General features: G+C 63.0%; 10 protein-coding genes and 1 riboswitch. Of the genes, 7 read left to right on the top strand and 3 right to left on the bottom strand.

What is annotated here, in order from left to right:
- Nucleotides 1-56 precede the first annotated feature (56 nt).
- On the top strand, nucleotides 57-446 hold the full coding sequence (locus tag D2E23_RS02700; protein ID WP_126029463.1) for a cold-shock protein: 390 nt from the start codon (nucleotides 57-59) through the stop codon (nucleotides 444-446).
- A gap of 72 nt (nucleotides 447-518) precedes the next feature.
- On the top strand, nucleotides 519-1,529 hold the full coding sequence (locus D2E23_RS02695; RefSeq protein WP_126029611.1) for a DUF3027 domain-containing protein: 1,011 nt from the start codon (nucleotides 519-521) through the stop codon (nucleotides 1,527-1,529).
- A 207-nt stretch (nucleotides 1,530-1,736) separates the two neighbouring features.
- Here D2E23_RS02695 and D2E23_RS02690 read toward each other — a convergent pair whose 3' ends face one another.
- Nucleotides 1,737-2,720 (bottom strand): universal stress protein, encoded by a 984-nt coding sequence (locus tag D2E23_RS02690; protein WP_126029462.1) that lies wholly within the window; start codon nucleotides 2,718-2,720, stop codon nucleotides 1,737-1,739.
- Nucleotides 2,721-2,901: 181 nt separating this feature from the next.
- On the opposite strand from D2E23_RS02690, the gene D2E23_RS02685 reads away from it, so the two are divergent.
- Nucleotides 2,902-5,475 carry an ATP-dependent Clp protease ATP-binding subunit gene (locus D2E23_RS02685; RefSeq protein WP_126029461.1) on the top strand — a complete coding sequence of 858 codons (2,574 nt, stop codon included), beginning with the start codon at nucleotides 2,902-2,904 and terminating at the stop codon, nucleotides 5,473-5,475.
- A 125-nt stretch (nucleotides 5,476-5,600) separates the two neighbouring features.
- On the opposite strand, the gene D2E23_RS02680 is transcribed toward D2E23_RS02685, so the two are convergent.
- Both D2E23_RS02680 and D2E23_RS02675 read right to left on the bottom strand, forming a co-directional pair.
- A complete protein-coding gene (locus tag D2E23_RS02680) occupies nucleotides 5,601-7,940 on the bottom strand; it encodes an energy-coupling factor transporter ATPase (RefSeq protein ID WP_126029460.1) in 2,340 nt (779 codons plus the stop codon).
- Between the two features lie 108 nt (nucleotides 7,941-8,048).
- A complete protein-coding gene (locus D2E23_RS02675; RefSeq protein ID WP_126029459.1) occupies nucleotides 8,049-8,624 on the bottom strand; it encodes an ECF transporter S component in 576 nt (191 codons plus the stop codon).
- 6 nt (nucleotides 8,625-8,630) lie between these two features.
- Nucleotides 8,631-8,783: riboswitch (FMN riboswitch) on the bottom strand.
- Nucleotides 8,784-8,905: 122 nt separating this feature from the next.
- Here D2E23_RS02675 and D2E23_RS02670 point away from each other — a divergent pair.
- The 4 genes from D2E23_RS02670 (at nucleotide 8,906) to D2E23_RS02655 (ending at nucleotide 13,567) form a co-directional block, all read left to right on the top strand.
- On the top strand, nucleotides 8,906-9,973 hold the full coding sequence (locus D2E23_RS02670) for a glycosyltransferase family 2 protein (protein ID WP_476534127.1): 1,068 nt from the start codon (nucleotides 8,906-8,908) through the stop codon (nucleotides 9,971-9,973).
- A 38-nt stretch (nucleotides 9,974-10,011) separates the two neighbouring features.
- Entirely contained in the window at nucleotides 10,012-11,229 is a 1,218-nt protein-coding gene (locus D2E23_RS02665; protein ID WP_126029610.1) for a pyridoxal phosphate-dependent aminotransferase, read from the top strand.
- Between the two features lie 217 nt (nucleotides 11,230-11,446).
- On the top strand, nucleotides 11,447-11,935 hold the full coding sequence (locus tag D2E23_RS02660) for a MarR family winged helix-turn-helix transcriptional regulator (protein WP_126029457.1): 489 nt from the start codon (nucleotides 11,447-11,449) through the stop codon (nucleotides 11,933-11,935).
- A 114-nt stretch (nucleotides 11,936-12,049) separates the two neighbouring features.
- Complete coding sequence (locus D2E23_RS02655) at nucleotides 12,050-13,567, top strand: MDR family MFS transporter (RefSeq protein ID WP_241227182.1); 1,518 nt, start codon at nucleotides 12,050-12,052, stop codon at nucleotides 13,565-13,567.
- The last annotated feature ends 245 nt before the right edge of the window (nucleotides 13,568-13,812 follow it).

The following is a 13,812-nucleotide window of genomic DNA, read 5'->3' as shown; positions in this document are numbered from 1 at the left end:
CCGCAAAGCCGATGTGTGAAGAGATCGACTGTCGTAATCAGTGAGGTGTATTTGGTATGCCCAGCGGAAAAGTTCGTTGGTTTGACGCGAAAAAAGGCTACGGCTTCATCACCGGTGACGATGGCAAGGACGTGTTCATGCCCGCCACGGCGTTGCCCCAGGGCACCACTACGTTGCGCAAGGGTGCCAAGGTGGAGTTCTCGGTGATCGACGGCCGCAAGGGCCCGCAGGCCATGGGCGTGACCGTGATCGGTCCCATGCCGTCCATGGTCAAGGCCAGCCGTCCCAAGCCGGACGATATGGCCGCAATTGTGGAGGACCTGATCAAGCTGCTCGATGCGGCCGGCAATGGTCTGCGCCGTCACCGCTACCCGTCGCAGGCGGATTCCAAGAAACTCGCCACCCTGCTGCGCGCCGTGGCGGACAACTTCGACGTTCAGGACTGATGCCCCGTGACCGATAACACGAATGAGGACGTCGTGAACGACGTCGAGACGACCGCAACCGACCCCCGTCTCATGGCCCATGCCGTGGCCTTCGAGGTGGCGGACGACGACTCTCAGGTCGGCGACTTCCTCGGCGTTCAGGAGCTGGAGGACAGCGTATCCGATTTCCGGTTCGCCGCCCATATTCCCGGCTATGAAGGCTGGCAGTGGTCGGTCATGCTGTATCACGACGAGGAACGGGGACTGTGGACGGTCAGCGAGTCGTCGTTGATTCCCGGCGAGGACTCGCTCATGCCTCCGCAGTGGATTCCGTGGAAGGATCGTCTGCTGCCCTCCGATCTGGCGGTGACCGACGCGCTCGGCACCGAGCCGGACGATCCGCGTCTGGAGGACGGATTCGACGCCGATGCGGAGAAGACCGCGGACGAGGACGGGAAGGCCGACGCGCCGACAGTGAGCGCCGCCGAGCAGGGTGATTCCGCCGAAACGTCGGAACCGGAAAGCTCGGATGATGCCGCCGCGGCGGAGACCAACGATGTCGAGGACGAGACCGTCAGCCATGACGAGCCGATTGCATCGAAGATCCGTGTCGCCAACGAATTCGAACTGTCCCGCAGGAGGGTTCTGACCCCCCTCGGTCGCGCGCAGGCCGCCGAACGTTGGTATTCCGGTCCCCACGGTCCCAAATCGCTGTCCACCAAGACCGCAGACGGACTGGCCTGCCAGACCTGCGGCTTCTTCATTCCGTTGCAGGGCGAACTGAACCTCATGTTCGGCGTCTGCGCCAACAAGTGGAGTCCGGACGATGGTCGTGTGGTGTCCCGCGACCACGGTTGCGGCGAGCATTCCGAGATCGAGCCGCCGGAGCCGAGCAGCCTGTGGATCCAGTCCAAGCCCGCCTACGATGACATGCACATCGACATCGTCGAACAGGCGCCGCGCGAGGAGCGTGGTGACATCGAGGCCATGGAAGCCGCGCAGGGAGCCGACGCAGGCACGTTTGACGACAACGGCCACTATCTCGGCATGCGCAACGGACACACCATCGTGTTCCTGTCGCAGATGCCCAAACGGTCCAAGTAAGCGATTCGGACGGACGTCGGCATCCGACGATTGCGCGGATCAATCGTCCGGATCGATATGATCGATAATCGCGAACCGTGAATGAATAACGCCCGCGGCGAATGCATCGACATTCGTCGCGGGCGTTATTCATCGTATGGCATACCGTCATATTGGTATGCGGTATGCAGCCATACTGTTCTGCATACTGCATACCGGCAATCGTCGTCAGTGCACCACGGTGACGGTGCACTCGGCCTCGTCCACCACCTGACGGGAGACCGAACCCAGGAAATGCGCATCCAAACCGGACAGGCCCCGCGAACCCACTACCACGCGATTCGCATAACGTGATGCGCTGACAAGTCCCTTGCCGGCGGCGATGTGGAACGCGCTGGTCGTCATCGTCACGTTCGACGGCAGCTCGACGCGCTCGACTACCGAGGCCAGAATCTTCTCGGCATGCTCCTGACCGACGGCAATGGACGGCACCGTCGTCTCATAGCCCTCGATGGCCCCCAGATCCTTCATCTGCCAGCAGAACAGCACGTGCAACGGCCGTCCATCGACGGACGCCTCGTAGATAGCGAAATCCAAAGCACGCTGCGAGGTCTTGGAACCGTCGATGCCCACCACGACCGGCCGCAGTCCGCTGCCATCGCCGCCGCGCTGGTCGAAGCTCTCCGGACTGAGCGAACGGGCGATGCTGTCCTGCACGGAAACGGGGGAGTCCTTGTCCTCGTCGCCGCGCACCACCGTCACCGGCACCTTGGCCTCCTCGGCCAACGAGGATGACGACGATCCCAGGAACCAGCGGGCCACGCGGCCCAGATTGCGCCGTCCGACCACGATCTGCTGGGCGTCGGCGCCGATCTGCAACAATGCCGCCGAACCGGACGCCTTCACCGAAGTGAGTTTGAGATTTTCGGGGTTGAAGGCGATGCCGCGCGACGCCTCGTCCACCCATCCGCGCAGGGTTCGCGCAATCTCGTGACGGACCTTGTTCCACGACTCATCGTCATCCGGTTCGGAACCCATGTCCCACGAATGCGTCCAGCCGAACACGGCGTTCACCTGCTGACCGGTCTTGCCCGCCTCGTTCAGAGCCCAGCGCAATGCGGCGAACGACTCCGAGGAGCCGTCCACACCGACGACGATGTCCTGCAGACCGCCGTTCATTCCCTTACCCCCGTTGATGCCATCGTTGGTCATGATGCACCTCCTGATGTACGTCGTTGTAGTCCCCAGCATAGCCGACGGGCGCGGGAACATCGGGGAGCGCGGCCGGCCCCTTCCATCTTTTTGCGTTTACAGCGCAATATGTGAGAGCGGGGGAATGTTCGTCACTGCAAATCGGTAAAGTGATACAGAGTTTTATTAGGGAGGACAAAGCATGTTCGAACGGTTCACCGACCGTGCGCGGCGCGTCATTGTGCTTGCCCAGGAGGAGGCACGTGCGCTCCAGCATAACTACATCGGTACGGAACACCTGCTGCTTGGCCTGATTCGCGAGGGCGAGGGCGTGGCCGCCAAGGCTCTGGCTTCCAAGGGAGTCGAGCTGGACGCCACCCGCAAGCAGGTGGAGGAGATGATCGGCAAGGGCAATGCCGCTCCGAACGGACACATTCCATTCACTCCGCACGCCAAGCAGGTGCTCGAACTGAGCCTGCGTGAGGCGCTGCAGCTGGGCCACAGCTACATCGGCACCGAGCACATCCTGCTTGGTCTGATTCGCGAGGGCGAAGGCGTGGGCACCCAGGTGCTCATCAAGATGGATGTGGATCTGGGCGAGCTGCGCACCGCCACCATCGATCTGATCCGCGGCAGCCATGAGGGCTCCGACAGCGAGAAGGGCGATCTGGCCAACGCCGGCGGCGTGCAGAACAAGGGCAGCCAGACCGGCTCCGCCATCCTCGACCAGTTCGGCCGCAATCTCACCGCGGAGGCCGCCGCAGGCAAGCTTGATCCGGTCATCGGCCGTTCCAAGGAGATCGAGCGCGTGATGGTGGTGCTGTCCCGCCGCACCAAGAACAACCCCGTGCTGATCGGCGAGCCCGGCGTCGGCAAGACCGCCGTCGTGGAGGGCCTCGCCCAGAAGATCAACGCCGGCGACGTGCCCGAGACCCTCAAGGGCAAGCAGGTGTATTCGCTTGACCTCGGCTCCATGGTGGCCGGTTCCCGCTATCGCGGTGATTTCGAGGAACGCCTCAAGAAGGTGCTCAAGGAGATCAAGACCCGCGGCGACATCGTGCTGTTCATCGACGAGATCCACACGATCGTCGGCGCCGGTTCCGCCGACGGCGCGCTGGGCGCATCCGACATGCTCAAGCCCATGCTGGCCCGTGGCGAGCTCCAGACCATCGGCGCCACCACCACCGAGGAGTACCGCAAGTACATCGAGAAGGATGCGGCCCTCGAACGTCGTTTCCAGCCGATCCAGGTGCCCGAACCGACGATCGCCGAGACCATCGAGATCCTCAAGGGTCTGCGCGAGCGTTACGAGAACCATCACCACGTGACCATCACCGACGGTGCCCTGCAGTCCGCGGCCGAGCTGTCCGCCCGGTACATTCAGGACCGCAACCTGCCGGACAAGGCCATCGACCTGATCGACGAGGCCGGTGCCCGACTGCGCATCAAGCGTCTGACCGCCCCGCCGGAGCTCAAGGAGATCGACGCCAAGATCGCCAAGGTGAGCGCGGACAAGGATCAGGCCATCAAGGACCAGGACTTCGAGAAGGCCGCCGAACTGCGCGACCGTCAGGAAAAACTGGAATCCGAGCGCAAGGAGAAGGAACAGTCCTGGCGTGAAGGCGAGTCCGACGTGTCCATGACCGTGGACGAGGACGTCATCGCCCAGGTGATCTCCGCCACCACAGGCATCCCCGTGTTCAAGCTCACCCAGGCCGAGTCCAAGAAGCTGCTCAACATGGAGAAGGAGCTGCACAAGCGCATCATCGGTCAGGACGACGCGGTCACCGCGCTGTCCCGCTCGATCCGCCGCGCCCGTGTGGGCCTCAAGGATCCGAAGCGTCCCGCTGGCTCGTTCATCTTCGCCGGCCCCACCGGCGTGGGCAAGACCGAGCTGGCCAAGGCGCTCGCCGAGTTCCTGTTCGACGACGAGGATGCACTGATCCGCGTGGATATGTCGGAGTTCTCCGAGAAGTACGCCGCCTCGCGTCTGTTCGGTGCGCCTCCGGGATACGTCGGTTACGAGGAGGGCGGCGAGCTCACCGAGAAGGTGCGTCGCAAGCCGTTCTCCGTGGTGCTGTTCGACGAGATCGAGAAGGCTCACCCCGACATCTTCAACACGCTGCTGCAGGTGCTGGATGACGGCCATCTGACCGACGGTCAGGGCCGCAAGGTGGACTTCAAGAACACCATCATCATCCTCACCACCAACCTCGGTACCCGCGATATCGCCAAGGCCGCCAACACCGGCTTCAACGTGGGCGGCAACACCGAGACGAGCTACCAGCGCATGAAGGATCAGGTCAGCTCGGAACTCAAGCAGCAGTTCCGTCCCGAGTTCCTCAACCGTCTGGACGACATCATCGTGTTCCGCCAGCTCACCGAGCCGCAGGTGCGTCAGATCGTGGATCTCGACGTCAAGCGTCTCAACGATCGTCTGTTCGAGCGCCACATGTCGATCGAACTGACCGACAAGGCCAAGGATCTGCTCGCGGAGAAGGGCTTCGACCCGCTGCTGGGCGCCCGCCCGCTGCGCCGCGTGATCCAGCGCGACATCGAGGACGCCATCTCCGAGAAGATTCTGCTCGGCGAACTTGGCGACAACGAGGCCGTGGCCGTTGATGCGCAGGGCGAGGGTCTTCTGGGTGAGTTCACGTTCGTGGGCAAGCCGATTCTGGATGCCGAGCCGGCGAAGGATGCGGACGACAAGCCTGCGGATACTGCCGAACCGGTGGCCGTCACCGAAGGCGAGACCGGAACGGACAAGGCCGAGTAATCGACCAAACGGTCATACCCGTAAAGGGGTTGGAAGTCAGAGCAATATCTGGCTCCCAACCCCTTTTTCGTTATCCTGAGTCGGAATGCGTGTGTGGATTTGATAGTCCAAATGTAGAAATTGGATCAGGCGATGAAGGCCAGCGCAATCAGCGCGGCGAGGTAGACGACGACCATGCCGGCGAACGCGATGTCGCGGCCGCCGACGCGCATCATACGGTAATGGGTGCGATGCGCTCCGCCCTCGTAGGAACGGGCATCGAGCGCGAGTCCCAGATTGTCGGCATGACGCAACGCGCCGGCGAACACCGGAACGATGATTGCCGTCAACGCCTGCAGTCGCTGCATGGGCGTACCGGATTCGATGCTGCCGCCGCGCGCCGACTGTGCATCGATCACATCCCTCGTTTCCTGCGTCAGCGTGGGAATAAACCGTAATGCCAGACTCATCGTCAGCGCGATCTCACCGGTATGCACGCCGATCCGTGACAACGGCGACAAGAGCGAACCGAAGGCGTCGGTCAGTCGTACCGGCGTGGTGGTGCCGAGCATGATCGCGCCAAGAATCACCACCAGGGCCAGGCGTCCCGCATAGACCAATGCCGTCCAAAGGCCGTCGTCGGTGATCGGAATCGGGCCGATATGCGCGAGCGGTGTGCCCGTACGGACAAAGAACACATTGAGCGCGCTCATGACGACGAACAGGGCGAGCAGCATCCGCACCGAGTGCAGCACCGACACCGGTCCGAGTCGGGAGGCGGCAAGAATCAGCGTCACCGTCAGCGCCGCCACGGCCAATTGCATGGGCGTGCCGATGGCGAACGCGGTGAACATCATGATCAGGAACAGCACCATCTTCACCCGTGGGTCAAGCGCGGCGATGAAGGACGGTCGCGGCTGCCGGGATTCGGCAGGCCTGTGGTCGTCGTCGGCGTGATCTCCAAGGGTGATCACACGATCGGCAAGTTCGGCTTCGGCACGATCATGCGTAACGATGATCACGGTGACGCCCTGTGTCCTGAGATCGTCGATCAATGTATGGATGCGCTGCGTGGCTGACGTATCGAGACTGCTGGTCGGCTCGTCCATGACAAGGATCTTCGGCCGCCACGCTAGAATGCCGGCAATGGCGACCATGCGCTGCTGTCCGCCGGAAAGGTCGAACGGAGACCGGCCAGCGAGATGCGAAAGCCCGAGGGGCTTCAGCGTCTGGGAGACGCGCTCGTCGAGTTCGGATCCGTCGAGTCCGAGATTACGGGGACCGAAGGCCACGTCCTCGGCCACGGTTTCCGCAAACAGCTGCCGTTCGGGATGCTGCATGACATAGCCGATGGTGGCGCGGAGACGTTTGCGGTCGCGACGGCGCAGCGGCTTGGCGCCTCGACCGGTATCACGGGCGACCGGAATGCCGTCGACGGTGATGCTGCCGCGGTTGGGGGCCTCCAACGCGCAGAGCAGACGGGTGAGCGTGGATTTTCCGCAGCCGTTGTGCCCCATGATCGCCACGGTCTCGCCGGGCTCGATGGTGAGGTTGACGTCGGTGAGGACGGGGGTGTTTTTGGCGTAGGAGAAGGAGACGTGGGAGAGGGAGATGATGGGGGAGGAGGTTGGTGATTCCGACGTGGATGCGATTGAGCGGGGGCTCCCCTCAGTCTGCTGCGCAGACGGCTCCCCTCTAAGAGGGGAGCCGATGGTATGGAACGTGGATGAGGGTTGTGCTGTGGCTCCCCTCTTTGAGGGGAGCTGGCCGCCGTATGGCGGACTGAGGGGAGCTGCGCCTGAGACGCCGTCGCCGACGATACGTCCGTGGTCCATGCGGATGACGCGGTCGGCCAACGCGGCCTCGTCCTCGGCATGAGTGATGTGCACGATCGTCACACCGTGATCGTGCAGTTCGCCGAGTACGCGCATGATCTCTTCGCGGCCGGATTCATCAAGCATCGCAGTCGGCTCGTCAAGCACCAGCATGCGCGGCCGCATGGCGAGCATGCCGGCGATGGCCACACGCTGCTGCTGTCCGCCCGACATGCGTGTCGGATCGTTTGCCTCGAATCCGTCCATGCCCACACGCCGCAACGCCGTGCCGATGCGCTCGCCGATGCGCTCCCGCGGCACGCCGAGGTTCTCCGGTCCGAACGCCACATCATCCTCGGTCACGGTGGTGACGATCTGATCCTCGGGATTCTGAAACACCGCGCCGATGCCGTGCCATGCCGCACGATACGCGCTCGCATTTGCCCGTCCGTCGCGGAACACCGGCTCGTCAAGCAGATCGATCGTGCCGGAATCCGGTGCGGCCAGTCCGGCGATCAGCCGTCCCAATGTGGATTTGCCGGATCCGTTGGCGCCGACGATGGCCACTCGCTCGCCGGCGCCAATCGTCAGATCCACGTCATCCAACGCCCAGGTGTCGCCATTGTCATAGCTGAAACGTACGTCGTGCAGCACGGCAATAGGGGATGTCACGGGATCTGGACCTTTCCTGGGAGACGGTGAACAGCAAAGAACGGTGTGCGCATCGATACGTCACGATACGCACACCGCGGTTGATAAGGGAAATCGACGGAACGAGCCTCAGCGGGTCTTGTTCAGCAGATCGGAGATCGGCTTGTAGATCAGGAACGTGACGATGCCATGAATGACGAACTTGAGCAGATTGAACGGCAGCAGCACCGGCACGATCATGGCCGCCACCTGTGCGACCGTCATATGCGCGTAGATCGGCGTGATCAGCAGATTGCCGACGATCGCGATGGTCAACGCCACTACGGCGCCCACCAGAATGCCGGCGGTGGCGCCCTTGCGGGTCTTCCAACGCTTGTAGATCAGCGAGGCCGGCACACTCAGCGCCAAGGCCACGGCGATCGCCATGATCGAACCCCACGGATCGCCGAACATATGCGGTACGAAGCCCAGCACGCTGACGATCACGGCCGCGGACGGGCCAAAGGCGAAACCGGCGATCAGGCACACGATGCCCGACGGATCATATTTGAGATACGGCGCCGCCGGGAAGATCGGCAGTTCGATGAAACTGGTGACCATGGCCAGTGCCACGAACAGTGCGTAGACGGCGATGCGTTTGGTGGACCAGCGACCCGAATCGGCCACGCCGGTGGAATGGGTATCGGTATGCGAAGATACGCTCATGCGAGCACCTCGTTTCTCTCATCCGGACTGTACCGTTGGCTCCGGAGTCACACCGGATCGGCCGCCTCTCGCGGTTCGCGGGCTTTGACGCCGATCGTTATGAACGTCGATCGCATCATCACCGCCAGTGGGGAATCTCACCCCGCCCTGAAACTTTTGCGTTCCCGACTGTAGCACAGGCGATAATGGGCGACGGGCCGCATGACCGGTTTTCGGTATCGGATGAATCTGGAACGCGGTATCAGCTCGATTTTTCGTGTGGCAGTGTCACAATGGACACTATGACTGCGCAGAAGACCGAGAAAGCAACGGCTAAGAAAACAGCGAAGAAAACGGCTGAGAAAAAGACGAAGGTGACGGACAAGCTCGCCATCGTCGTGGTGACGTACAAGCGTCAGGAACTGCTCAAGACGCTGTTCGCATCGTTCCTCGCCTCGACCATCGCGCCGTGGCGCATCGTGATCGTCGACAACGAGCACTCCGACAAGACACGTGCCATGGTCGAGGAATTCTCCGACAAGGTCACCGCACAATGGGGCAAGACGATCGCCGACACCGACGGCAACCTCAACCGCGTGGTATACGCGCCGCAGTCCGACAACCTCGGCGGATCCGGCGGCTTCTCGGCCGGCGTGAAGAAGGCATACGAACTGGGCGCCGAATGGTTCTGGGTTATGGACGACGACGTGGCCATCGAACCCGACGGCATGGCCAAGCTCGCCAAGTGGATGCCCACCCACGACGTGATCCAGGGCAGCCGATACGACTACGACGGCGGTCCGTTCTACTGGCAGTACCACTTCATCGTGCCGCTGGGTATCCCCAACCCGATCGCGCCCGCCGCATTCGGGCCGGCCGGCTACCGCGTGATGAACACCATGTGCTTCGAAGGCGGCCTGTTCCGTCGCAACATCGTGGAGCAGATCGGCTTCCCCGATCCCCGATTCTTCATCTACTGGGACGACACGATCTACGGATACCTGGCCAGCAAGGTCACCAACCCGATCATCGTGCCCGACCGCGTGATGCGCCGCACCCGCGAGATCGGTAACTGGGACATCGGCGGCTTGCGCCAGCTCAACTCCACCTCCGACATGAACCGCTACCACATCCTGCGCAACCGCGGCTACATGGCCCGCTACTTCATGGCGCACGGCGACTACCGCGGATTCCTGTTCGGACTGGGCACCATCGCCACCATCGCCAAGGAGATCATCCGCCTGGTGGCCGTGGACCGCGGACACCTCGGCAACGGCCTCAAGCAGATCTTCCGCGGCTGGTGGGATTCGCACAAGCTGCTGCACGATCCCGACTGGCAGCCCATGCCGCCGCTGAAGCCGGCGAAGTGAAGCAAGCGGCAGACGAACGCATACGGACCGAGCACGGCATGCATTTCTCCCATCGCGTCGACGTGTCACGCCCCAACGCCATCAGCCTGGCCGAGCTCCAGGCCCGGCGCGACGGCGTGACCCTGACCAAACTCAACGATTCCAACCCCACCCGGCACGGACTGGCGCCGGCCGGCGTGCCCAGCGTGTACGAGGCGAACCCGCACGGCCAGTCCGCGGCCCGGCGCGCGCTCGCCGAGTTTCTGTCGTCGGGCGGCGTGGATGGCGACGCCGATGCTCCGTCCATGACCGACGCGGATGGCGTGGATCCCGACCATCTGTATCTGCTGAGCTCCACGTCCGAGGCGTATTCGTGGCTGATGAAGCTGCTGTGCGACCCCGGCGACGCGGTGCTCGCCCCCAAGCCCGGCTACCCGCTGATCGAATCGATCGCCCGGCTGGAGAACGTGGAGGCCGTTGAATACTCGCAGATCTACGACGGCTCGTGGATGATCGACATCGCCGAGATCGAGGGGCTGCTCGACGAGTCCGAGGCCGACGCCTCGGCCCCGAACATTCGCGCACTGGTGCTCATCAATCCGAACAACCCCACCGGATCCTATGTGAAGCCGGACGAACGGCGCCGGCTGGTGGAACTGTGCGCACGGCATGACGTGGCGATCATCGCCGACGAGGTGTTCTACGACTATGCGCTCGAGCCGTTCGGCGGCAACGCGCGTCTGGCGGGGGAGCGGGGCGTGCTCACCTTCGCGCTCGACGGGTTCTCGAAGATGCTCGCCGCACCGCACGCCAAGGTCGGCTGGATCCGGGTGTCCGGTCCGGACGCCGACGTGGCCGAGGCCATGGCCCGGCTCGACGTGATCGCCGACGACTTCCTGCCCATGAGCGACATCATCGCCGACCGTGTGCCGGAACTGCTCGCCGACGCCGCGTCGCAGACGAATCGTGTGCGTGAGCGCACCCGTGCGAATCTCACCATGCTGCATGCCATGCTCGATGCGGACGATCTCGGCGTGGTCAGCGTGCTCAGGGCCGAAGGCGGGTGGAACGTGCTGCTGCGATTCCCCTCGTCCGTAGACGAGAGCGAACTGGTGCTGTCGCTGATCCGCGACCATCACGCCACCGCCCAGCCGGGATTCTTCTTCGACATGACGGCCAACGGCTATCTCGCCGTCTCGTTGCTGCCCGAGCCGCAGGTGTTCGAAGAGGGTATCCGTGCCGTTCTCTCCGCCGTGCGGCAGATGCTGTCCGACTGATTCCGAACGTTGTCGTTTCCGGCCTGTCTCACGGCTGGCTCATCGTGTGCCCGGCATTCCCGTACATCGGGAGTGCCGGGCTTTTTTCGTTTCTGACAGTCGTGTCGGCGTGTCGCATGGTCCCATGGTGTCGTAAACTATATATCGCAGATAATTATCATATATAAATAAATATCGATCGTGACACACGTCAACGGTTCGACAACGAGATCCCGGCATGATCCGGGATATGGTGGAGATCATGGATATCAACCTGCTCGACAGGATTCTGCAAGCCATGCGTACCGCCGCCTCGGTGCCGACGCTGGTCCCCGAACTGCCCGACGGCGTTCGCCCGATCCACCTGCGTGTGCTCGATGCCCTCAGTCGCACGCGTGGCGACAACGGATGCTCCAGGGTGTCCGACATCGCCGCCGCGCTCGGCATGCGCATGCCCAACGTCACCCGCATCATTCGCGAGATGACGGATCTTGGCATGCTCGAAAAGACATCCGATCCCACCGACGGTCGTGTGGTGCTCATCCGCACCACCGATCTCGGCGAGGAATACGTCGACCGCTACATCGTCGGCGTACGGCAGCGCATCGAACACGAGCTTATGACGAAAGTCAGCATGGACGACATCGAATCCATGATCGTTACGATCGACGCAATCAGAACCGCGGTCGACAAGGCCTGCGGTCGGGGGGAATCCACAGCGGCATAGCCGCGTTCCGGCGCCATAGTCATGCAATTCACGCATTCATCGTCGGGGCGTGCGCTTTGCCGTGTCCGGATTCGACCTGAACTACTGTACGCACATTGGAAGGTTGAGACGAGAATGGCCGAAACACGGCATCCGGAAACACGGCACGATGAAACAATGAAGGCCCGCGTGGATGTGAAGCACCCCACGCTGGTGATGCTTGGATTGTATCTGGGCGCGTTCCTGGGCATGCTCAGCGAAACGGCGATGAACATCGCGCTGCCCAGTCTGATGGAGACGTTCGGCGTGACCGCCGGCACCGCCCAGTGGTTGGTCGTCGGCTACATGCTGGTGATCGGCGTGGTGCTGCCGTTCGTGGGACTGCTGCTTAAGTGGTTCCGTGCCAAGAACCTGCTGATTGTGGCGCTGGCCGCGTTCCTGATTGGTTCGTTGATCTCCGGTCTGGCGCCCACGTTCCCCGTGCTGCTCGCCGGCCGTATGATCCAGGGCATCTCCACCGGTCTGGTGCTGCCCATGATGTTCTCCGTGCTGCTTGAGGTGTTCCCGAAGAACAAGATCGGCGCCGCCATGGGCACCACCACGCTGATCATCATGTTCGCCCCGGCCGTGGGCCCGACCCTGTCCGGATTCTTCATCGGCATGTTCAGCTGGCGCTGGATCTTCTACTTCTTCGCCGTGGTAGCGGCCGTCGCGCTGGCGTGCGCGCTGGTGTTCATGGTCAATCCGTATGAGCTCACCCGTCCGCGCATCGACGCGTTCAGCTGCCTGACCTCGGTGATCGGCTTCGGTGGTCTGGTGCTCGGCGTGAGTCTGATCAGCGAGTTCGGTATGTCTCCCGCCGTCATCGGCATTCTGATCGTCGGCGTGATCGCCGTGGCGCTGTACAGTCGCCGCCAGCTGCGTATGGACGTGCCGGTCATCGATCTGCGCGCGTTCGCCATTCCGCAGTTCACCACCGGTGCGATCGTGGTGATGATGAACTTCGGCATCACGCTGTGCGCCATGTACCTCATGCCGCAGGAGATCCAGAACGGCATGGGCGTGCCCGCGGCCATGGCCGGACTCGTGATGCTGCCCGGCGGCGTGATCAACGCCGTGGTCTCGTTGCTCTCCGGCCGCCTGTTCGACGCGATCGGCCCGAAGATCCTGGTCCGTTCCGGTCTGGTCGTGTCCGTGATCGGTCTGGCTCTGCTCATGCTCGCCGGCACCACGAGCTCCGTCGGCTACATCATCGCCGCACACGTGGTGCTCATGATCGGCGTGCCGCTGACGATGAGCCCGGCGCAGTCCACCGCCCTGGCGGCCCTGCCTCCGCAGCTCGCCACCGACGGCAGCACCATCATCAACACGCTGCAGCAGGTGTGGGGCGCCATCGCCACGGCCGTGGCCACCGTGCTGCTCGGTGCCGGCCAGTCCCGTGCCCTCGCCGCCGGTGCCGATTCTGCCCAGGCGTTCGTCACCGGTTCCCGGTTCGGCTTCGCATTCGCCGTGGTGCTCGCCTGCGTCGGCCTGATCGCATCCCTGCGCATCAGGTCGCTGAGTGCCATGACCCGCGCCGAGCAGGTGCCCGATGTGGAGGTCAAGGATCTCGAGGTCAAGCCGGCCAAGGTGCGTACCGCCGCCAAGGCGTGATTGCGGTGTGCCCGTCCGATCGCGGATGAGCGGATGCGTCCGTTTCCGAGGAGGTGTCAGGCGCATCTGCAGCGGAGTCTCGGCAACGGGAGCCGGAAAACCGCAAAACATGGGTGGTCGCTTCGGTGATGTGCGGCTATCTCCAAGTTCTGAAGTGGTTATGAGGCTCTGCAGACATCAATCTCCAAGTTCTGAAGTTCCTGGGGTGTCTATCCGAAATACGACCGTTCCAATTACACCGGTCG

Source organism: Bifidobacterium callimiconis (assembly GCF_003952005.1).
In the GTDB taxonomy this organism is placed as follows: domain Bacteria; phylum Actinomycetota; class Actinomycetes; order Actinomycetales; family Bifidobacteriaceae; genus Galliscardovia; species Galliscardovia callimiconis.
This window is presented reverse-complemented; position numbering and strand designations above follow the sequence as displayed.